This window comes from Methylophaga sp. UBA3192, from assembly GCA_002363955.1.
Taxonomy (GTDB): domain Bacteria; phylum Pseudomonadota; class Gammaproteobacteria; order Nitrosococcales; family Methylophagaceae; genus Methylophaga.
Genome location: DEXE01000002.1, coordinates 114,675 through 137,122, shown reverse-complemented (window position 1 = coordinate 137,122; position 22,448 = coordinate 114,675). Strand labels below are relative to the sequence as shown.

The window sequence follows — 22,448 nt, the reverse complement described above, 5'->3', positions numbered from 1 at the left end:
AAAGTGCGCTATTGTAACAGTTCATGAGATGTCATTTAGTGAGACAGAGTTATGCATTTATTGATTTTACTGCTTTCCAGCTTTCTTCCAGTGCAGGCAATAGCTTCAAATGCTGCTGCAGGTAATTATCCGCTCCAGCACGTATCTGATGGTGTTTATTATCATCAGGGCAGTCATGAAGAAGCCGATAACGAAAATCTCGGCGCGATTGCCAATGTTGGGTTTATCACTGGTGATGAATGCGTAGCAGTTATTGATAGCGGCGGCAGTTTTCGTGAGGGTGAATTATTGCGTGAAGCCATCCGCCAGCAAACCGATCTGCCGATCTGTTATGTCATTAATACCCATGTCCATCCCGACCATATATTGGGCAATGCTGCGTTTAAAGCCGATAATCCCAAATTTATAGGTCATGAAAAACTACCGGCCGCCATGGCCAGTCGAAAACAACATTTTGCCAAACAGTTCTCTGAGATTCTCGGAGAGGCTTATCAGGGTACTGAATTTATCGAGGCAGACAACCTGGTCAGTATCGGCAAACCACTGCGTATTGATTTAGGTAATCGCCCATTGTTATTAACCGCATACACCACGGCACATACCGATCATGATTTAACGGTTTACGATGTTAAGACCAGTACTTTATGGACCGGCGATCTGTTATTTGTTGAGCGCATACCGGCATTGGATGGCAGTATCAATGGCTGGATTGATGCCATCAATACGCTGACAGAACTTGATGCGGAGATGATTATTCCCGGTCATGGACCGGCTTTTGATGGTCAGAAATCCGAGGCATGGCAAAATTTACTTCGTTATCTGACCACCATTCGCGAAGAAATAAGATTTATCATTAATGATATGGGAACCATTGAAGAAGCCATCGCCGCCGTAGGAACACAAGAAGCTGAAAAATGGAAACTTTTTGAAGAATATCATCGTCGAAATGTTACCGCTGCATTCGTAGAATTAGAGTGGGAATAATAATAACCGGGAGAGAGAAAATGATGGGGCGAAATTCAATTTTTCTGGGCATGTTCATCATGCTCATCAGTCATAGCTTTACAGCTCATTCAGCCACGGCTGATGAAGATATCTGGGCAGGACTAAAACAAACCTATTTTGGGGATCGTGAAATTCGTGAGAATGCGGACGACCTGTTGGTTCTTGAAGCACCGACACGAGCCGAGGATGCGGCAATAGTTCCAATCAGCGTCAAGTCACTCCAACCACAAACCAGTGAAAGATATATTAAGAATATCCATATCATCATTGATAAAAACCCCATGCCGTATTCGGCCAATTTTCACCTGTCACCATCGCTTGGTGAAATTGACATAGCCACTCGCGTGAGGATTGATCAATACACTGATATGCGTGCCATCGCAGAGATGAATGACGGTTCCCTGCATATGGTTTCACGTTATGTGAAAGCTTCCGGCGGTTGCAGTGCACCAGCGGGCAAGGATATGGAAGCCGCTATGGCTCGTCTTGGCAAAATGCAGATTCGTATGCGTGATGCCAATATTGGTGAAACCACTCAAGCACAGGTTGTTGTAAGTCATCCGAACAATAGCGGCTTACAGTTTGATCAAAAGACTCGCGGCTATATCCCGCCACACTATGTGAAAGAAATCATCATAAATTTTGCAGACGAAAATTTGATTAAACTTGAGGCTGGTATATCTATCAGCGAAGATCCAAGCGTTCGCTTTAACTTCACTCCGCTAAAACACGGTGTATTAAAAGCAATGGTTAATGACAGTAAAGACATGACTTACAGCATGGATAAACAGATTTGACTCAGATTAGAGCCGAAATAAAAAAGGCCGTTTAACGGCCTTTTTTTTTGAATAAAAATGTATACCAGAAATTACTGAATACGGCATTCTTTATAGGCTGATGAAGAGACTTCTTCGTATTGTTTTATGCCGCCTTTTAATTCTTTATGATCACGAAACTGTGCGCCTTTATCTGCTGGCATATTGCGATACATATAAGCTGTACTGATGTCTTCGAAATCAGTCTGAGTAAATGCTTCATCAAGCTTATCAACCACACATGAACATTTGTGCACACCTTCATATATATTTAATTTTGTATTAGCCTGCATGCAATCGTTAACGTATTGCACTTTGGTGACTGTTGAAAAATCCATTTTGTCATCTGCCATAGCAGTGGCACTTAACATGGTGATGCTGGCAAAAAGGACTGTCAGACTGCTTTTCTTCATTCTCTACTCCAAATATTTTAATTATGGTTCCGCTATGACTCAGAACTTGCAAGACAAGTTCCTGCAGAAAAAAAGGATATTGCCACTTAAGCAGGTTACCATTCAAGCATTTTTAATGAATGCCCCAGGCAGTTAAATTTCCTCAGTCAAGCAACTTAGGGTAAAATTCAGAGTTTATTTATCCGCGTAAAACCATGCGCATCGCAGGAGAACATAATGAAAAAAATACTGCTTCATCTCGATACAGATGCCGTTGCAAGCACTTTTGACCAAGCCGTTGCCTATGATTCCGGGGTCGACAACATTATCGCTCATGGTGGAGCAACCCGTGATAATGTCACCGCCCATGTGCATGGTATGATTTTTACGCGTGGCGGAAAAAACCTTAAAAACAGCGCAATATTCATAGGTGGGTCCAATGTAGCAGCCAGTGAACTGGTAGGAGAAGCCGTAAAAAAAGCATTCTTCGGCCCTGTTCGTGTCTCGGTAATGCAGGATCCAAATGGCTCTAATACAACTGCCGCAGCCATTGCCCGTAAAGTGATGACAAACTATGACATCACGGGCAAAAATGTCGTGATTATGGGTGCAGGCCCCGTTGGTCAACGTACTGCACTGTATTTATTAAAAGAAGGCGCCGCTAAAGTAGTACTAACCTGCCGTAGTATGGCTCGCAGCAAGTCGACAGTTGATCATATGAAAAAGGCTTATGGCGTTGACGTCATCCCAGGTGAAACACGTAGCGACGAAGCAGTTGCAGCCTTACTCAAAGATGCCCATGTCGCTATAGCAGCAGGGCCAGCGGGTGTTTGTATCGTGCCTGAAATCACCTGGTCTGCCAGCAAAACCCTGGAAGTCATTGCTGACGTGAATGCGGTACCGCCACTGGGTGTTGAAGGCATGGAAGTGATGGATAACGGCACGGAAAAACAAGGTGTGCGTTTCTACGGTGCGATCGCCATTGGCAATTTCAAAATGAAAGTGCATCGTGGTGCGGTAGCCTCCCTGTTTGACAGCAATGATTTATTTCTGGATGAAACCACTATTTACGATATTGCCTGCAAAATTGATAACGCTTAGTGATAAGAATGCAACAACCGGTATCACCTGTCCGATTAAAAACAATTAACGTACAGGCGCCGGCAAGACTCCACCTTGGATTTCTGGACCTGAATGGTGGCTTAGGCCGCCATTTTGGCAGCATTGGCTTAGCAGTAAACAGCCACCACACCAGGCTAAGCCTGAGTGACACAGATAGCCAGCAACCAGCGGGCATCTCGATTTCTGATTCAGTCCAGCACAAGATCTCGAATTTGATAAATCAGTTTTATCTCTCTTTGGGAACACATATCCCGACCAGTTCAAGACGAACAAGTGTCACGGTTCACTCCCTGATTCCAGAACATGCCGGCCTGGGGTCGGGAACTCAACTCGCGCTGGTCATCGGTCGGTTACTGGCAACTTACCATCAGCTCGATATCCCAACGCCAAAAATTGCTCAGGCACTGGACCGGGGAAAACGCTCAGGCATTGGTATCAGTACTTTTGATAGTGGCGGATTTGTTGTTGATGCTGGTTTAGGGGCTAATTCACTGACTCCTGCCCGATTATTTCAGCAAGCCTTCCCATCTCAATGGCGGCTGGTGATGCTAATGGATAAAAATCATCAGGGAATTCATGGTCAGACAGAAATCCAGGCATTCCGGACGCTTCCAAAATTTCCTTTGAACCATAGTCAACACATTTGCCATCTGACCTTAATGCAGCTATTACCTGCGTTAATTGAGCAGGATATTGAGTTGTTCGGTAGCGCAGTTACTGAGATTCAGGCATTAATAGGACAACATTTTGCCCCGGCACAAGGTGGCCAATACACCAGCAAACCAATAGCAACGTTATTACAACATGCAAAAGCAATGGGGTTTACCGGCATGGCACAAAGTTCATGGGGCCCAACAGCTTGTATATTTACTGAGAGCCAAACTCAGGCAGATCTCCTGATAGCCAGACTACGGGGCATGATTGACTCTAATCTACCGTTGCAGGATATTGAATTACTGAGTGCTGCTGGTGTAAATCAGGGTGCTGACATTACAATCGATAACCAGACTTTACATTTTAATAAAACAGTGAGGGATTAACATGTCCAAACGTTCCATCATTCATATGATTAACCCAATGAAACAAAACAGTCCGTTTGATATCAATATGGCATTGGATGCCGGTTACGATATTCTGATGCCTTACAATAATGTTGAATTGAATGAAGTTGCCGGTTTGACTCAAGACGCTATTTTTTCCCGTGGTCCGGCTGGCGTAAAAAAAACGGGCATGTTTATCGGTGGCAGGGATATAGGCCTGGCAATGGATATGTTGGATGCCGCGAAGTCAGCCATGGTTCCTCCTTTTGAAATTCCGGTATTTGCTGATCCCAGCGGTGCATTTACGACAGCAGCAGCGCTGGTTGCCTGCGTCGAACGCGAATTGAAGAAACATTTCGATCAAGATTATAAAGGCTGCAAGGCAGTCGTATTTGGTGGTACAGGTCCGGTGGGGCTGGCTACAGCCGTTATTGCGGCACTGCAAGGTGCTGAAACAACCATTGTTGATCATTTTTCATTAGATACTGCCTTACAATTTTCTGACGAAGCGCGTAAACGTTATGGCGTTAATTTAAGAGCAACGACTGCGGCATCTGATGCGGATAAGGCCCGTCTGTTAAGTGATGCCGATGTGGTTTTCTGTACAGCAAAAGCCGGCGTACAGGTTTTGAATGCTTCTGTACTTGGCGATGCCAAAAAGCTCAAAGTCGCTGGCGATGTGAATGCCGTTTCACCCTTAGGTATTGAAGGTGTTGAGCTGATGCATAACGGTGAACCGCTAAAGTTTGCCCCACAATGCCCTGATGCTGTTGGCATCGGTGCGCTGGCTGTAGGCAACGTGAAATATAAACTGCAACAGGCCTTGCTCAGAGAAACACTGGAAAGTGATGTGCCTGTTTATCTGGATTTCCGTAATGCCTTTGAAGGTGCCCGTAAACTGGTCTGAATACAATTGTCATCAAACAGGACATGGCTGATCATCCAAAACTCCTGTTAATTCTCGCTCAAAGTGGAAGAATGCTGGCGCAATCAGCTTCACGGGAAGGTTACATCGTCCGTGTTGCTGACTGCTATGCAGACACTGATACTCTTCGGGTCGCTGATAAATATCTCAAGCTCCCTCCCCTCGACAAAATACTTAACGATGAGTGGCGGCAAACCATTATGACATTAAGTGATGGTCAGGCTTGTTCATTAATTTGCGGTACAGGCATCGAACGCTTCTATCCGCTACTGTCCCAATTACCCTCTCATATCAAATTTGCCGGTATTTCAATAAACAGTTTCAGTCAACTTTGTGAACCGGTAAATTGGATAGCCTTACTTGATCAACTCTCTTTCCCTCATCCGCCAACAGTATTTGATAACAACCAGAGCTTTAAAGGTAAATGGTTAGCCAAATCTGCCGCGGCCTGGGGTGGAACCCATATTGTCGATGCCGGATCGGCTGCTGGACGATTGAACATATATTATCAGCAGTACATTGAAGGTATCAGTGCTTCTGTTGTATTTCTGGCTAACGGTATTGATTGTCAGTTGTTACTGTTCAACCAGCAATACAGTCGTGATACCCGCAAGGATGATTTTTGCCTGCAAGCGATTACCAGCGGCTTACAACTTGATTCAAAACAACAACAGTTTCTTAAGCAAATCCTACAACAACTGACACTGCGACTCGGATTATCAGGTTTGATGTCGTTGGATTTTCAGATCAGTCCCTCCGGTGAAATATTTCTGCTGGAAATCAATCCACGTCCAACTTCTTCTTGTCAGTTATTACCAGGCGACGCTCCTTTAATCGATTGGCAGCTGATGAGTTCCAAGGGTGTTATGCCGGAAATTCATGCTGAACTTCCGCCAAAAAAGCGAATCTTATGGTTTTGTTTTGCACCAGAGAACATTACGATCCCGGCTGACTTTAACTGGCCTGACTATTGTTATGATCTGCCTGCTGATGGAAGTTATATCCAAGCAGGAGGCATCATTTGCACTTTACTGCTAACTCAGGACAAAACAGAGCTGAATGATGGTCATCAGTTTGCAAATAAATTGATTGAAAATTTATCTTCGGCAGCTTGAAAACAGGCTTCGGCTTACCCATATTAAAAGCAAGTTAACCTGAGGGAATGTTAAATGAAACGAATCATGTTGTTTCTCGCCACCAATATTGCCGTACTGGCGGTTTTAAGTATAACCATGCGGTTATTGGGTATTGAGAGTCTGCTGGATGAACAGGGCTCTGACCTGAATATGACTTCATTGCTGATTTTTGCTGCGGTTATTGGCTTCAGTGGTTCATTAATTTCATTAGCTATATCCAAATGGACAGCAAAACGCCTGACCGGTGCAGAAGTGATCACTTCACCTAAAAATCCAACGGAAAAATGGCTGGTTGAAACTGTAAAGCGCCAGGCTCAACAAGCGGGAATAGGCTCGCCTGAAGTGGCCATTTATCAATCCTCTCAACCGAACGCCTTTGCCACCGGAATGAATCGTAACAACGCCCTGGTCGCGGTAAGCACTGGGCTGATGCAATCGATGACACAAGATGAAGTTGAGGCGGTTTTAGCGCATGAAGTGAGCCACGTTGCCAATGGAGACATGGTGACGATGGCATTAATTCAAGGTGTGGTAAATACATTCGTTATCTTTCTATCACGGATTATTGGTCATCTGATTGACCGTACAGTATTTAAAACGGAACGTGGTCATGGTCCGGCTTTCTGGATCACCTCGATCATCGCCGAATTGGTTCTGGGTATTCTGGCCAGCATTATTGTGATGTGGTTTAGTCGCCAAAGGGAATTTCGCGCCGATGCCGGTGCAGCCCGTTTAGTCGGTTCAGGAAAAATGATTGCTGCCTTGCAGCGGCTTGCAAAAACCTCTGAGCAACCTCTACCAGATCAACTGCATGCAATGGGAATCTCCGGTGGTCGTGGTGGCATCAGCGCCTTATTTATGACCCATCCTCCGCTTGAAAAACGCATTGAAGCTTTGCGTACAGGCCGAATCTAACCCTGTAAAAAAAGGCCGGCTGCATTTAATACAGCCGGCCTTTATCCGTTCATTAATCTCTCAATCTAAAGATCTTCGTCTTCAAAGTTGTAATCCAGCTTATCTGAAGGTTTATGAATATAAAATCCCTGAGCGTAATCCACCCCCAGACGCCACAGTAGAGCCAGGCTCACAGCATCGGATACAAACTCGGCAATGCAGGGTTTTCCAGCCTGTTTTGCCATATCAATTATCGATTTAATAGCGGCCTGATTTTCAGTATCATGCGCCATATTCTCAACAAAATTACCGTTGATCTTCAGGTAGTCCACATCCAGAACACTCAAACTATGCGAAAACCCAATACCTGATCCAAAATGTTCTAATCCAAATTCACAGCCAATGGCCTTAAGTTTGGCAATTGTATTTTTTGTGTCTTCGATATTATCCAACGCGGCTGTTTCACTGATTTCAAATATCAAAGCCTGACCAGTTAAATTGTGTGCTGACAAGCTGACCGATAACCAGTCTACATAATCTTTATCATGTAATGTTTGTTCAGAAAGTTTAATAAAAAACCGCGTTTTCGGATATGTTTTACGGTGCTCAGAAAGCTTTTTAAGGGCCGTACGTATCACCCATTTATCAATTTCCGTCATCATCTGCAGATCAACGGCATACTGAATAAACTGTTCAGCAAGTAAGGTTTTTTCACCGTCTTGTAGTCTTAACAAAACTTCATACAGTTCTTGTTGAGGACCATGTAACCCCACAATTGGCTGAAAGTGAATACTGAATAAATCTTTCTGTAAGGCATTTTGTAACATCGACTGCCAGGCAGAAAGATCTTCTTTATCCGGTTGGGTGATTTTTTCTTCGAATCGGGCCGTTTGATTACCACCGGCATGTTGCGCCAGAGTGCAGGCCTTGTCTGCATTTTCCAATGCTGTTTGCGCGGAAGCTACATTTTCACTGACGCGTGCGATACCAATACTGCAATGTAAATCAATGATTTTACCGTTGGCATGGGATACAAATTCATCAACACTTTTCAGAAAGGCTTCAGCACGTTGGTTCACCGTACTTTCATCAGCACTCGGCACAATAATCGTAAAGATCTGGTCACCATAACGGCCAAGCTTTTCACCCTCCTGGGCAGTTTTTTGTAACTGTTCACCAACACTTTTAATTACTATGTCACTGTTAGTCAGTCCTACTAATTCTTTTATTTGCTGAAAATCATCTAACACCAGGTAAAGCAATGCTGAATCACTTTGATTTTCAGCAGCCTGATTAACCGCGTGTTGAAGCTCGTCGACAAAACGAGTGCGGCTGTATACTCCAGTGAGTAAATCAAAATCACGTAATTGTTTTAATTGCTCATCATCTTCAGTAATGTCTTCACTACGTTCGCGAACAACGACCTGAGTGCAGTCTTCTCCTTCCACTTGTGCATGACTGAATTCGATATCCGCATCAAACGCATAACCATCATTTCTCAGACACTGGGCTGTCAGTATTGCCGGACTTGCATCAACTTTTTCGGTGAATTGGCGGAATACCATTTTGAATTTGGCATGATCTTCACTATCAATCAAATCCAGAATGGGCAAACCATCAATATCTTCCTGTTCTTCATAGCCAAACAGATTGAGATAAGCCCCGTTGACATATATGTGCATGCCCTCATGCATATAGGCCACAGCATCCCGTGAACTTTCCAGCAATGCACGTGAACGTTTTTCACTTTCACGTAAAGCCCGTTCATTTCGTCGCCCCAGACGCCGCATGAATAAGTTATCCAGCTCCCGTTCGGCAACAAATTTCAGGCGCTCAACATCATCTTTCAAAATGACATCCTGAACGCCCGTTCGAAATAACTCTTTTTCAGCCGCTTTATTTTCGGTTATCACAATGCAGGGGAGATCTTTGCCAAGATGTTTGATTAAGTTCACTATTTCGATGGGTGCCAGTGATGGAAGCGCATCACGGCAGATAACCAGATCCCAGCTTTGATTACTTAAACACTGTTCCAGTGCATCATACTCATCTTCTCTCCCGGCGCGGACCGCATGTCCAGCACTTCGTAAGACGTTAATGATGGCATCAGCTTCGGTCAGCGAGTCATCAACAATTAATAGCCGTAAAATACCTTCAGCTCTCGCCACGCTGTTCACCTTTATTGAATTGCACCGGTGCACTCCCTTCCAGTTGGGTCATGGTTAATGCCATCCAGTCATACACTTGCTGGTTAACGGCAGTCGCCGACAAAACCTGAGTATCAATCTTAGCGCCAATCACCATCCGGATCACGCCCGGCCGTTTCAGAAAGCCGCTTTTTGCCCAAAAACTACCGGCATTATGGGCTACCGGCACCACTGGAACCCCAGCATCTACGGCTAAACGTGCTCCCCCGATGCCAAACCGCCCAATGGTTCCGGGAGGTAAACGGGTACCCTCAGGAAATACCACCACCATGGCACCGGATTGTAACCGTTCCTTACCCTGCTCAATCACCTGATTCAGAGCTTGACGACCGGCATTACGATCAATGGCGATGGGGCGTAATGAAGCAAGTCCCCAACCAAAAAACGGAATCCACAATAATTCGCGTTTCAACACCCAGACCTGTGGTGGAAATACGGCCTGCAATGCCAGCGTTTCCCAAGCGGATTGATGTTTACATAAAACCACACAAGGTTCATTCGGTATGTTTTCTCGCCCCTCAACTTCCAGCTTAAGACCACAAATAATTTTCAGCAGCCATATATTCATCACCGCCCAGCGGCTGACTACCCAGTAGCGTTGTTTAAAAGGTAATGGCCAGATTAACACCCCTACCACTGAAAAAAGTATGGCAGTTGTCGCATAAATAATCAGAAAAATGAACGAACGGAAAGTCTGCATCAAATATCGGCTTCCAATAAGGCGTCGGCAACTGCAGCCAGATTGTCATAGACCGGCACCCCTTTCGGAATACCTTTTTTAACAGTTTTTTCACCTTTTCCGGTACGCACCAGAATGGGTTTGGCACCAGCAGACTGCGCTGCCTGGATATCGCGAAGTGAGTCACCCACAGCAGGCACATGACCCAGATTAACCCTTAGGCGATGAGCCAGATCTTTAAATGCAGCATCTTTAGGTTTACGGCAATCACAATTATCATCCGGTCCATGCGGACAGAAAAAAATGGCTTCAATGCGTCCGCCAACCTGTGCCAGCATGCGCCGCATTTTGCTGTGGATACGGTTTAGTGTTTCTACATCCAGTAAACCTCTTGCGATACCGGACTGGTTCGTAATAATCACCACCCGATAACCAGCATAATTCAGTCTCGCAATGGCTTCCAGGCTGCCCTCTATAGGCTCCCATTCAGACGGTGATTTAATAAACTCATCGGAATCATGGTTTATCACACCATCACGATCAAGAATTATCAGCGACATATATGCATCCTAATTTTGTAATCGGGAAATATCCGCCACACCCAAAAACAATGCCCGTGTCTGATTTAACAGCGCCAGACGATTATGACGAATAGCTTCATCTTCTGCCATAACCATGACTTCGTCAAAAAAGGCATCAATACTGTCGCGCATGTCAGCCAGTCGACGTAATACGCCGGTGTAATCCGCGTTTTGCATCATCGGACCAACATCTGCAGAAACACGTTTTAACGTTTCAGCCAGCTGCTGCTCTGCCGTTTCTTCAAGCAAATCCGGATTCAATTGCAGATCAGCTTCATATGCCGCATTTTTGCGAAGAATATTATCAATCCGTTTATTCCCCGCCGCCAGCGCTTCAGCCTGCTCCATTTCCCGAAATGCCGATACAGCCCGCATTCGATGCATAAAGTCTAAAGGGCGTGTCGGTTGCAAAGCCAGCACAGCTTCAAATACATCACCATGATGTCCTGCATCCGCGGCATAGCCGCGTAATCGGTCAAACAGGTATTGCATCACCGGTTCAACAATATCGGTTTCAGTCAGTTGTTGGTCGTAACTTTGTACCGACTGCTGTAACAGCTCGGCCAGATCCAGATCCAGATCATTTTCAATAATGATTCGCAATACACCAAGCGCAGCGCGACGTAAGGCAAACGGGTCCTTGGCACCTGATGGTGGTTGACCAATACCAAACAGACCACATAGGGTATCGATTTTTTCAGCCAGGCTCAGTGCCTGACCAGTTTTACCTTGTGGCAATACATCGCCAGCGAAGCGAGGCAGATACTGTTCATCCATTGCCATTGCGAGTTCTTCCTGCTCACCATCCAGGCGTGCATAAAAGCTGCCCATAATGCCTTGCAGCTCAGGAAATTCACCAACCATTTCAGTGACCAAATCGCATTTAGCCAGCATTGCTGCGCGCGCCGCCAAAGCAGTATCGCCACCAATGTTTACCGCAATAAAGCTGGCCAGTTTTGCCACACGCTGTGATTTGTCATGCACCGTCCCCAATTGTTTCTGGAATACAATAGTTTTGAGCTGCTCCTGACGATCGGCTAATGGCCGTTTCCGATCGGTATCCCAGAAAAATGCCGCATCACTTAAACGAGGCAGAATTACTCGTTCATTACCCGCAATGACCTGTGCAGGATCACGGCTTTCAATATTACAAACGGTAATAAAATAGGGCAGTAACTTACCTGCAGCGTCTTCTACCGGAAAATATTTTTGATGGCCCTGCATTGAGGAAATCAATGCCTGTGATGGTAATTCCAGAAAACGCTTGTCAAATTTACCGGATAAGGCAACTGGCCACTCCACCAGCCCCGTCACTTCGTCGAGTAATTCGTCATCAATGATGGCCTGACCGCCCAGTTGCGTGGCCAGTTCACTGACCTGTCCCCGGATGGCTTCACGACGCTCTTTAAAATCCACCATGACATGGCCTTCGCTGAGCAATTGCGGTGCATAAGTCTGAGGGCTGCTGATGCGAATTGCCTGAGGATGATGAAAACGGTGGCCGTAGCTCAACTGATTGGATTGCACACCAAGCAGATTGGCAGGAATAATCTCATCACCCAGCATCAATATAAGCCAATGCACCGGCCTGACGAACTCTTCTGACAGACTTCCCCAGCGCATACGTTTGGGAATGGGCAATGCCGCCAACGCCTGTTTGACAATTTCCGGCAGTAATTCTGTAGCCGCCTGTCCAGACTGTTTTTCACGATAGACCAGCCAGGCTCCTTTATCAGTTTCCAGTGTCTCCAGTGCATCAACCTCAACGCCACAGGAACGGGCAAAACCCTGTAAGGCTTTAGTCGGGTTGCCATCTTCATCAAAACCAGCGGTGACCGCAGGACCACGCTTTTCGACATTACGATCAGCCTGATGGGTTTGCAGTCCAGTAATCACGAGTGCCAAACGGCGTGGACTGGCATAGGCCTTCGAAGCCGAATAGCTCAGTTCTGCTGCCGCCAAACCTTTTTCGATGCCTTCCAATAAAGCATCACTCAATGTCGAAAGCGCTTTGGGCGGCAATTCTTCAGTACCCAGCTCCAACAGGAAATCTCGTACATCACTCATGACTGCACCTCATCCTGTTTGCTTAACATCGGAAAACCCAAGGATTCACGTCTGTCGTAATAAGCCTGAGCGACCGCTCTGGCCAACGTTCTGACCCGCAAAATAAAGCGCTGTCTTTCAGTAACCGAAATGGCTTTACGCGCATCCAGCAAGTTAAAGGTATGTGACGCTTTCAACACCATTTCATAAGCAGGTAACGGCAAGCCCGCTGCAATCATTCTCTCACTCTCTTTTTCACAGGTATCAAACTGCTGAAACAGATGTTCGGTATTGGCATGTTCAAAGTTGTAGGTCGACATTTCGACTTCGTTTTGATGGAACACATCACCATAAGTCACTTTACCTAACGGACCGTCAGCCCAGACCAGATCATAGACACTGGCTACACCTTGCAGATACATGGCGATACGTTCCAGGCCATAAGTAATTTCCCCGCTGACCGGTTTACATTCGAGACCGCCAACCTGCTGGAAGTAGGTGAACTGTGTTACTTCCATACCGTTTAACCAGACTTCCCAGCCCAGCCCCCAGGCCCCTAATGTCGGTGATTCCCAGTTATCTTCCACAAAGCGAATATCGTGAATACTGGTATCAATCCCCAGCATTCTCAGCGATCCAAGATACAGTTCCTGAATATTTAATGGTGACGGTTTGATCAGTACCTGAAACTGATAATAGTGCTGCAAGCGATTGGGATTATCGCCATAACGGCCATCCGTCGGACGACGCGAGGGCTGCACATAAGCCGCACTCCATGGCTCCGGGCCAATGGCGCGTAAGAAGGTTGCCGGATGGAATGTGCCTGCACCTACTTCCATATCGTAGGGCTGCAGTAATACACAGCCTTGTTCCGCCCAGTATTGTTGCAGGCGCAGGATCAGTTCCTGAAAGGTTTTTGGCGTGGCCGCCACAGTTGCCGCAGAATCACTCATTGAGAAAATTGTCTTCACATCACTAAAAATGCACTGATTATAGCGAATAAAGCAGTGGCATGTAGAGACAACTCGGTAATGAATTGATGGCCTTGCCAAGTTGACATGTGCGACTGTCACCGCAAAGAAACAGATACGGTACAATGCAGCCACCCATTAATCGTTAAAGAGCATAATTATGTCGCGACTTATCGGCATCGTGATGGACCCCATTTCGGCCATCAATATCAAAAAAGACAGCAGTTTTGCGATGCTTCTGGCGGCTCAGGCCAAAGGTTGGAAGCTCCAGTATATGGAACAACAGGATCTTTATCTGAGCCAGGGCAAAGTCATGGCCAGCATGCGGGATTTGCAGGTCAATGATGATGCTGAAAACTGGTATCAATTAGGCGAGCCGAAAACACGTCGGCTGAGTGAACTTGACGCGATTCTGATGCGCAAGGACCCGCCATTTGACATGGAATATATCTATAGCACTTACCTGCTTGAACAGGCCCAGTCAGAAGGTGTATTGGTAGTCAACCCACCACAAAGCCTTCGGGATGCCAATGAGAAACTGTTTACCGCCTGGTTCCCCCAATGTTGCCCCCCCACTCTGGTCACTCGCAAAAAATCACTGATGCGTGAGTTTCAGCAACAACACGGCGATATTATTATCAAACCGCTTGACGGCATGGGCGGTGCTTCAATTTTTAAAGTCAGTCAGGACGATCCGAATTTTTCGGTGATTGTTGAAACATTGACTGAGTTAGGTAAAAAATCGGTGATGGTGCAGCAATACCTGCCAGCAATTAAAGACGGTGATAAACGCATTTTGCTGATCAATGGTGAGCCGGTGCCCTATGCCCTGGCCCGCATCCCGGCAGCCGGAGAAACCCGCGGAAACCTGGCAGCAGGTGGTCGCGGAGAAGGTCGCCCGCTGACTGAAAGAGACCACTGGATTTGCCAGCAAGTCGGACCGAAATTACGCGAAAAAGGCCTGTTATTTGTCGGTTTGGATGTGATTGGTGATTACCTTACCGAAATTAATGTCACCAGTCCGACCTGTATCCGTGAGCTTGATCGGCAGTTCAATCTGAATATTGCCGGTGATTTAATGAATTGTATTGAGGCCCATTTATGAAGACTGTTGTACACAGCCTTTTATTATTAATTGGTTTAGCTTTATTGAGTGCTTGTGGAGATAGCGATCGGGCGTTACAAGCCAAGTTTTATGCGTTTGGAACCGAAATTGACGTCAGTCTATATGGCGTTGATGAAGAAACAGCGTCTAAAACCATAGACACACTTGAGCAGTCTTTTTCAGAGGTAAATGATCTGTGGCACGCCTGGCAACCCAGTGTGTTAACCAAAATCAATGAAGCAATTACTGCCGGGGAATCCATTGAAGTCGATGACAACGTGGCCAAAGTTATCCTTCTTGCACAGAAACTGGCCGGTGAAAGTGGTCAGTTATTCAACCCGGCAGCCGGCAATCTGTTTCAGCTATGGGGTTACGAACAGGATAACTGGTTTGAATCCCGTCCACCACCATCACAAAAGGATATTGATGCATGGCTTGCAGACAGTCCGACGATGGAAGATATTGTGATTGAAAATGGTGTTTTGAGCAGCAACAACACCAATGTCCGGTTAGGCTTCGGTGGTTTTGCCAAAGGTTATGCCGTAGATAACGCCATAGCTGTATTAAAACAGCAAGGCATCGAAAATGCCGTCATCAATATCGGCGGCGATTTACGCGCCATAGGGTCGCATGGTGAACGTCCCTGGATTATTGGTATTCGACATCCAAGGCATGACCGGGTATTGGCTTCTGTAGCGGTGAGTGGTGATGAAAGTGTTTTCAGTTCCGGAGATTACGAACGCTTTTTCACCTATGAAGGTAAACGTTACCCGCATATTCTGGATCCTCGTAACGGATATCCTGCTGATCAAGCCATGTCTTCAACCGTTATTCACGAAAATGCCTCAATGGCGGACGCTGCGGCCACCGCTATTTTTGTTGCCGGCAGCGACTGGCCAACCATCGCTGCTGAAATGGGAATTGATATGGTAATGTTAGTGACTGAAGATGGCGAAGTCGAAATGAGTCCTTCGATGCAAAAGCGTGTCAGATTAACCGGACATGATCGTGACCCTGTGATTCGTGAAATCCCGCAAGAGTAAGTGAATGATTAGCACTTCGAGCGCCACTGATCGTATGATTCTGACCCTTATCGGGTCGGTCATTCTGCATGCGATAGTGGTGTTTGCTATCAGCTTTAATGTGACGTCTCCACCAACCAATGCCCCGGTAAATCAACTTGATATTACCCTGGTGAAACAACAAACTGAGCAGGCTCCGGAAGAGCCCAGCTATTTAGCTCAAGTCACCAATGAAGGCGGCGGGGAAACAGAAGAAAAATCGCCAGAACCGACACCGGATATGTCGGTACCCATTGCTGAAGAACCTCCAGCAGCTATAGCACCTTTGCCTGCTCCAATCACAGAACGGGATCCTGTTCCGGTTGAATCCGTGACTCCAGAACCCGTTCTGGATGAAACCCCAACAGCAGAAGAGTTGCCTGCCGTGGTTGAGGCAGCCCCAGAACCACCTGTGGTTGAGCCACCTGCCGAGCCAGTTGAGTCCAAACCAGAGCCTGAAACCGCCAGTAAGAAAATCACTGCTGAAAACGCAGAGCGTAAAGTCGAAACCAGTGAAATTAAGACGGATGATATTGTCGATGCACCGGAGGAAACAGAAGCCCTCCAACCAACCGTTTCCGGCGCAGAATTGATTGCGCGGGCAAGAACCGAAATCGGTTCGCTGCAAAACACACTGAACAATAACAGCAAAGCCCTGAGTGAAACACCGAAAAAACGCCGCATTTCGGCAGCCACTAAAGAATATTCTGCTGCGGCCTATATGCGGGCGTGGGCAATGAAAGTCGAGCGCATCGGCAATATGAATTACCCTCAGGAAGCCAAAGATAAGGGTGTTAACGGCAGCTTGATGTTATCCGTTGATATTAAACCAGATGGCAGCGTGCCTCCCGATGGAATTGTCGTGTCACGCTCTTCCGGGCATAAAGTACTGGATGATGCGGCGGTGCGCATTGTTCGCTTGGGTGCGCCCTATGCTGCCATCCCTGAGGATGTTCTACAGGGCAGTGATATGTTAACCATTATCCGTACCTGGAAATTTGAAAGCGCCCGCGGCATGTCGGCCCGTTAAGCAGTATTATTTACTTTGGTTTTGCTGATAGAGCTGATAGCCCGTCTCTGCTTTACTGCTGTTTTTATAGGTCAGACTCAGTTCTTCTCTCAACCTTTCGGCAATTTGCCGTAACACTTCAAGCGCCCCATGACGTAACTCAAGCTCAATTTCGTGGATGACAGCCGTGTTGTCAGCTGAACCCGCCTCACCAAAATCATATGCCAGTTCTATCAGCGTATCCTGCGGTGCTTCCAGCAAATACACATCACGTTGAAACTCGGTATAAAACAGACACGTTAATTGTCTCCAGCTGCCACTGTCATCAACAATCGGTGCTAATGGCGTCTGCCGCAATAATGGTAGATCAAACTCGCTATTCATGATGGGATGTTCCCACTCTTCACGCTGATGCAAGCCATCTTTGACCTGGCCACTGCTCTTTACCGTTTGCACCCACTGATCACCAATTTGCCGCATACGTAAAGCAATACCCTGATTTTTCAGCTTTAACTCTGGTGTATCAAAATATTCGGTACGCAAATGCAGCTGCTGCTGTTCCGTGGTGATGGCCTGCAACCAGTCAAGCTCTGACAGATCCAGCTTGTCAGACCCTGCAACGGCTAATTTGATTTCCTGTTCAAGACTCATTTCAGTAAAGGCTTTAAATAATGGCCGGTATGTGAATTCGGATATTCAGCAATTTGTTCTGGCGTGCCGACCGCAATCACTTCGCCGCCTCCCGCACCACCTTCAGGCCCCATATCAATTACCCAATCCGCGGTTTTCACCACATCCAGATTATGCTCAATCACTACGATAGTGTTGCCACGATCACGCAAATGATGCAGCACTTTCAGCAGCTGCTCAATATCATAAAAATGCAAGCCTGTAGTTGGCTCGTCCAGGATATAAAGCGTTTTACCGGTATCCCGTTTGGAGAGTTCTTTTGCCAGTTTGACCCGTTGCGCTTCACCGCCGGAAAGCGTCGTGGCATTTTGTCCCAGCTTGATATATGTCAAGCCAACATCAATCAGGGTTTGCAGTTTTTTCGCAACCACCGGGATATTTTCGAAAAACACATTGGCGTCTTCAATGGTCATATCCAGCACTTCAGTAATGGTCTTGCCTTTGTAGCGAATATCCAGGGTTTCGCGATTATAGCGCTTGCCTTTACAGACATCACACGGCACATAGATATCCGGTAAAAAGTGCATTTCCACTTTAATAAGACCATCACCCTGACAGGCTTCACAGCGGCCGCCTTTGACATTAAAACTGAAACGCCCCGGGCCGTAACCCCGGGCCCGAGCTTCCTGAGTCCCAGCAAATAATTCACGAATCGGGGTAAATAAGCCGGTATAGGTGGCAGGGTTGGAGCGTGGCGTGCGACCAATGGGACTTTGATTAATCGCCACCACTTTATCCAGCTGTTCCAAGCCCAGAATTTCCGTATGCGGAGCCGGTTCATCGGAAGCACCGTTGAGGGTTTTGGATGTCAGTTTCAGCAATGTTTCATTGATCAATGTGGATTTACCGGACCCTGATACACCGGTGACACAGGTCATCAAACCAATCGGAATATCCACATCCACATGTTTCAGATTATTGCCGCAGGCACCACGAAGACCAATCGCCTTACCGGCATGATAAGCTTCTCGCTTAACTGGTATCTCAATTTTGCGCCGCCCTGACAGGTATTGGCCGGTAAGCGAATGCTCACTTTTCATAATATCCTGAGGTGTTCCACGGGCCACAATTTCACCACCGTGTACACCGGCGCCCGGCCCGATATCCAGCACATAATCAGCACTGCGGATCGCATCCTCATCATGCTCAACTACGATTACCGTATTACCCAGATCGCGTAATCGGGTCAGCGTTGCCAGCAAACGATCATTATCACGCTGATGCAAACCAATGGAAGGTTCATCAAGTATGTACATCACCCCCACCAGACCGGCGCCAATCTGACTTGCAAGACGAATACGCTGGGCTTCACCACCAGATAAGGTATCCGCACTACGCGCCAAAGACAGGTAATCCAGTCCGACATTCACCAGAAAGCTAAGGCGTGCACTGATCTCACTGACGATCTTACTGGCGATCTCGCCACGTTTGCCGGGCAATTGTAATTCCTGGAAAAACTGAGTGGCCTCGCCTATCGGCATTGCCGTTATCGCCGGTAAATTGGTTTCGTTGATAAAGACATTACGTGAGGCTTCTCTTAATCGGGTGCCATGACAATCCGGACAGGCTCTGATGGAGTGAAATTTCGCCAGTTCATCACGCACACTGCCGGATTCGGTTTCATGATAGCGACGTTGCAGATTCGGAATAATGCCTTCAAAGGCATGTTTACGGGTCACCCGTTTGCCGCGGTCGCTGATATAACTGAAATCAATATCAGTGCGACCGCTGCCATACAAAATGACCTGGCGGACATTTTCCGGTAATGAATCAAACGCCGCATCAATATCAAACTGATAATGCTTCGCCAGAGACAGAATCATCTGGTAATAATAAGCATTACGACGATCCCAGCCTCTAATCGCGCCGGCCGCCAGGCTCAGTTCAGGGTGTGCAACGACGCGGGAAGGATCGACAAACTGTTTTATTCCCAGTCCATCACAGGTAGGGCAGGCTCCAGCCGGGTTATTAAACGAAAACATGCGTGGTTCAAGTTCGGCAATCGAATAACCACATTCGGAACAGGCAAAGCGTGCGGAAAACAGGGTTTGATCGGAGTCATCATCCATTGATACGACTTTAGCCACACCGTCCGCCAGCTTTAAAGCGGTTTCAAATGATTCAGCCAGACGCTGCTGAATATCTTCCCGTACCTTAAATCGGTCTACCACAGCTTCAATAGTATGTTTTTTGCGTAACTCCAGCTCTGGTGGCTGTTCCAGTTCAACCACTTCGCCGTTGACTCTTGCACGCACAAAACCTTGTGCTCGCAAACCTTCAAATACCGATAAATGTTCGCCCTTGCGATCCTGAATGACCGGAGCCAACAACATTAACCGTTTGCCTTCCGGCATCGCTAATACGGTATCCACCATCTGGCTGACTGTCTGCGCTTCCAAAGGCAGATGATGGGTCGGACAGCGTGGCTCACCGGCTCGCGCCAGTAATAATCTCAGATAATCATAGATTTCAGTAATCGTACCGACGGTAGAGCGCGGATTATGCGATGTCGATTTCTGTTCAATGGAAATGGCTGGAGAAAGTCCCTCAATATGATCAACATCGGGCTTTTCCATCATCGATAAAAACTGTCTGGCATAGGCCGATAGTGATTCCACATAACGGCGCTGCCCTTCTGCATACAAGGTGTCAAAAGCCAGTGACGATTTGCCTGATCCGGACAAGCCGGTAATGACAATCAGCGCATCTCTGGGCAGGTCCAGATCAATATTTTTCAGGTTGTGCGTACGGGCGCCGCGGATACTGATTTTTTTCATGCCTGTTCCGTAGTAAAATCCAACGGATCAATATACTCTGTCACCCTATCATGACGCAAAAGCAAGCCACATCTGACGCACTCAGTGCGCTGGAGAAACGAACTATTTCCGGTTTATCACTCATATTCGCCCTGCGAATGCTCGGGTTATTTATGATTTTGCCGGTATTTTCGCTCTCCGCTCAACAGTATTCACACAGCACGCCGCTATTAATCGGTCTGGCCATCGGTGCCTACGGTTTAACGCAGGCTGTATTACAAATTCCGTTTGGCATGCTTTCCGATCGAATTGGTCGTAAGAAGGTCATTTATCTGGGGTTAATTTTATTTGCTTTTGGCAGCTTATTGGCCGCGATGGCAGATTCTATTTATACCGTGATTCTTGGGCGTTTATTGCAAGGCAGTGGCGCGATTGCTGCGGTGGTAATGGCCTTAACGGCTGACCTGACTCGCGACCAGCATCGCACCAAAGCCATGGCAGCTATTGGCATCAGCATTGGCCTGTCATTTTCTGTGGCATTGGCTGGTGGTGCCGCATTGGAAAGCTGGATTGGACTGGATGGTATCTTCTGGGCCACCGCATTAATGGCGGTTTTCGGCATGATCATCTTGCATTGGTGGGTGCCCACTCCATTTAAGCATAAGCAACATCAGGATATGAAACCTGCCCGCGCACAGATTGGTGAGGTATTGGCAAATACTTCTATTATGCGACTGGTCATCAGTATTCTGGTGCTGCATTTATTACTGACCTTAAGCTTTTTTGCCTTGCCGATTGCCTTGCAGGATTTTGCTGGCGTGGCCAAAGCTGATTTAGCCCTCACCTATTTGCCAGTGTTGCTACTGGCATTTATCACGATGGTGCCGTTTATTCTGCTGGCCGAAAAACAACGCAAAATGAAAATGGTCTTTACCGGCGCAATCGCCGTATTGGCCATTGCCCAGGTCGGTTGGGCATTGCTGCCAAGCTCGTTAGCCATATTGATGGTGTGCTTGTGGTTATTTTTTACCGCCTTTAATATTCTTGAAGCCAGCCTGCCTTCGATGATGTCCAAGCTCAGTCCCATTAGAAATAAAGGCACTGCAATGGGCATCTATTCCAGCGCGCAATTTATCGGTGCATTTCTCGGCGGCATTCTGGGGGGAATCATTTACAGTGTTGGTGATATCAGCTGGATTTTCTGGTCCGCCGGGTTGATCAGTGCTGTTTGGCTGATATTTATGCTACCCATGCAAGCGCCAAAACATTACAGTAGCCGCATTATTCCGTTAAATGAAGTGACGGCCGAGACGGCTGATGAATTTGCAGAACGGCTGAATGCGATTAAAGGCGTGGTAGAGATAGTTATCGTGCTAGAAGAGAGGCTTGCTTACGTCAAATATCTCGCCGATGATGTCGATTTGCATGAACTCGAAGCATGTCTGATTTATGCGTAAAATGAACAAATAATTGAATTAAAAAAGGAATTCACCATGTCAGTAAACAAAGTTATTCTGGTTGGCAGACTCGGAGTCGATCCTGAAAGCCGGGCTTTTCCTAATGGTGGCTCGATCTGTAATTTACGGATTGCCACCTCAGAAAGCTGGCGTGACAAACAAACCGGTGAACGCCAGGAACGTACGGAATGGCATCGCGTGGTGTTACGCAACAAACTGGGTGAAATTGCTCAGCAATATCTGCGTAAAGGCTCACAAGTTTATATAGAAGGCCGTATTCAAACCCGTAAGTGGCAAAATCAGCAAGGTCAGGATCAATACACCACTGAAATTGTCGGTAATGAAATGACCATGCTGGACAGCAAAGGTGCCGGCGGCGGAAGCAGTGATAATCAGGATTACAATCAAGGTCGACCATCTCAACCCGCAGCAAAAAGTAACTACAACAATCCGCAACCTGCCTCAGCTTCTGCAGGCCCGGATTATGGTTCAGGTGGTGAAGCCGATTATTATGATGACGATATTCCATTTTGATCGAGTAAGATATTTATACCAAA

20 protein-coding genes are annotated in these 22,448 nt (G+C 46.8%); 12 read left to right on the top strand and 8 right to left on the bottom strand.

Annotation, left to right across the window (positions count from 1 at the left end):
• Positions 1-51: 51 nt before the first annotated feature.
• Both B2337_RS00720 and B2337_RS00715 read left to right on the top strand, forming a co-directional pair.
• Positions 52-984: a quinoprotein relay system zinc metallohydrolase 2 gene (locus B2337_RS00720; RefSeq protein WP_292360507.1), complete on the top strand. Its 933-nt coding sequence runs from the start codon at positions 52-54 to the stop codon at positions 982-984.
• Positions 985-1,004: 20 nt separating this feature from the next.
• Entirely contained in the window at positions 1,005-1,802 is a 798-nt protein-coding gene (locus tag B2337_RS00715) for a quinoprotein dehydrogenase-associated SoxYZ-like carrier (RefSeq protein WP_292414919.1), read from the top strand.
• Between the two features lie 71 nt (positions 1,803-1,873).
• Here B2337_RS00715 and B2337_RS00710 read toward each other — a convergent pair whose 3' ends face one another.
• Positions 1,874-2,233, bottom strand: coding sequence for a hypothetical protein (locus B2337_RS00710; RefSeq protein ID WP_292360511.1), 360 nt, complete (start codon positions 2,231-2,233; stop codon positions 1,874-1,876).
• Positions 2,234-2,449: 216 nt separating this feature from the next.
• Between B2337_RS00710 and B2337_RS00705 the strand changes: the two genes are divergently transcribed.
• Genes B2337_RS00705 through htpX form a run of 5 tightly spaced genes read left to right on the top strand, consistent with a single transcriptional unit; the run spans position 2,450 to position 7,350 of the window.
• Complete coding sequence (locus B2337_RS00705; RefSeq protein ID WP_292360513.1) at positions 2,450-3,313, top strand: NAD(P)-dependent methylenetetrahydromethanopterin dehydrogenase; 864 nt, start codon at positions 2,450-2,452, stop codon at positions 3,311-3,313.
• A gap of 8 nt (positions 3,314-3,321) precedes the next feature.
• Entirely contained in the window at positions 3,322-4,374 is a 1,053-nt protein-coding gene (locus tag B2337_RS00700; RefSeq protein WP_292414918.1) for a beta-ribofuranosylaminobenzene 5'-phosphate synthase family protein, read from the top strand.
• A gap of 1 nt (position 4,375) precedes the next feature.
• Entirely contained in the window at positions 4,376-5,281 is a 906-nt protein-coding gene (locus B2337_RS00695; protein WP_292360517.1) for an NAD(P)-dependent methylenetetrahydromethanopterin dehydrogenase, read from the top strand.
• Positions 5,282-5,304: 23 nt separating this feature from the next.
• The gene (locus tag B2337_RS00690) at positions 5,305-6,414 is read left to right on the top strand and encodes an ATP-grasp domain-containing protein (protein ID WP_292360519.1); all 1,110 of its coding nucleotides are present in this window, start codon (positions 5,305-5,307) and stop codon (positions 6,412-6,414) included.
• A gap of 54 nt (positions 6,415-6,468) precedes the next feature.
• Positions 6,469-7,350, top strand: coding sequence for a protease HtpX (gene htpX / locus B2337_RS00685; RefSeq protein ID WP_292360520.1), 882 nt, complete (start codon positions 6,469-6,471; stop codon positions 7,348-7,350).
• A 65-nt stretch (positions 7,351-7,415) separates the two neighbouring features.
• On the opposite strand, the gene B2337_RS00680 is transcribed toward htpX, so the two are convergent.
• Genes B2337_RS00680 through glyQ form a run of 5 tightly spaced genes read right to left on the bottom strand, consistent with a single transcriptional unit; the run spans position 7,416 to position 13,795 of the window.
• Positions 7,416-9,497: an EAL domain-containing protein gene (locus tag B2337_RS00680; RefSeq protein ID WP_292360522.1), complete on the bottom strand. Its 2,082-nt coding sequence runs from the start codon at positions 9,495-9,497 to the stop codon at positions 7,416-7,418.
• Positions 9,484-10,236: a lysophospholipid acyltransferase family protein gene (locus B2337_RS00675; protein ID WP_292360524.1), complete on the bottom strand. Its 753-nt coding sequence runs from the start codon at positions 10,234-10,236 to the stop codon at positions 9,484-9,486. Before B2337_RS00675 ends, B2337_RS00680 begins: the two co-directional genes overlap by 14 nt.
• Positions 10,236-10,775, bottom strand: coding sequence for a D-glycero-beta-D-manno-heptose 1,7-bisphosphate 7-phosphatase (gmhB, locus tag B2337_RS00670; protein ID WP_292360526.1), 540 nt, complete (start codon positions 10,773-10,775; stop codon positions 10,236-10,238). The genes B2337_RS00675 and gmhB overlap by 1 nt, the downstream gene beginning before the upstream one ends.
• Positions 10,776-10,784: 9 nt before the next feature.
• Positions 10,785-12,863, bottom strand: a complete 2,079-nt coding sequence (glyS, locus tag B2337_RS00665) for a glycine--tRNA ligase subunit beta (RefSeq protein ID WP_292414917.1) — start codon at positions 12,861-12,863, stop codon at positions 10,785-10,787.
• Positions 12,860-13,795 (bottom strand): glycine--tRNA ligase subunit alpha, encoded by a 936-nt coding sequence (glyQ, locus tag B2337_RS00660; protein ID WP_292360530.1) that lies wholly within the window; start codon positions 13,793-13,795, stop codon positions 12,860-12,862. The genes glyS and glyQ overlap by 4 nt, the downstream gene beginning before the upstream one ends.
• A gap of 178 nt (positions 13,796-13,973) precedes the next feature.
• Here glyQ and gshB point away from each other — a divergent pair, with 178 nt between their 5' ends.
• Genes gshB through B2337_RS00645 form a run of 3 tightly spaced genes read left to right on the top strand, consistent with a single transcriptional unit; the run spans position 13,974 to position 17,009 of the window.
• Complete coding sequence (gene gshB / locus B2337_RS00655) at positions 13,974-14,918, top strand: glutathione synthase (protein ID WP_292360532.1); 945 nt, start codon at positions 13,974-13,976, stop codon at positions 14,916-14,918.
• Entirely contained in the window at positions 14,915-15,961 is a 1,047-nt protein-coding gene (locus B2337_RS00650) for an FAD:protein FMN transferase (RefSeq protein ID WP_292360534.1), read from the top strand. The genes gshB and B2337_RS00650 overlap by 4 nt, the downstream gene beginning before the upstream one ends.
• A 4-nt stretch (positions 15,962-15,965) precedes the next feature.
• On the top strand, positions 15,966-17,009 hold the full coding sequence (locus B2337_RS00645) for an energy transducer TonB (protein WP_292360536.1): 1,044 nt from the start codon (positions 15,966-15,968) through the stop codon (positions 17,007-17,009).
• A gap of 6 nt (positions 17,010-17,015) precedes the next feature.
• Here B2337_RS00645 and B2337_RS00640 read toward each other — a convergent pair whose 3' ends face one another.
• Positions 17,016-17,639, bottom strand: a complete 624-nt coding sequence (locus tag B2337_RS00640) for an inorganic triphosphatase (protein ID WP_292360537.1) — start codon at positions 17,637-17,639, stop codon at positions 17,016-17,018.
• Entirely contained in the window at positions 17,636-20,455 is a 2,820-nt protein-coding gene (gene uvrA, locus B2337_RS00635) for an excinuclease ABC subunit UvrA (RefSeq protein ID WP_292360539.1), read from the bottom strand. Before uvrA ends, B2337_RS00640 begins: the two co-directional genes overlap by 4 nt.
• A gap of 50 nt (positions 20,456-20,505) precedes the next feature.
• On the opposite strand from uvrA, the gene B2337_RS00630 reads away from it, so the two are divergent.
• Positions 20,506-21,891 carry an MFS transporter gene (locus B2337_RS00630; protein WP_292360541.1) on the top strand — a complete coding sequence of 462 codons (1,386 nt, stop codon included), beginning with the start codon at positions 20,506-20,508 and terminating at the stop codon, positions 21,889-21,891.
• Positions 21,892-21,927: 36 nt separating this feature from the next.
• On the top strand, positions 21,928-22,425 hold the full coding sequence (gene ssb, locus B2337_RS00625) for a single-stranded DNA-binding protein (protein ID WP_292360543.1): 498 nt from the start codon (positions 21,928-21,930) through the stop codon (positions 22,423-22,425).
• Positions 22,426-22,448: the final 23 nt, after the last annotated feature.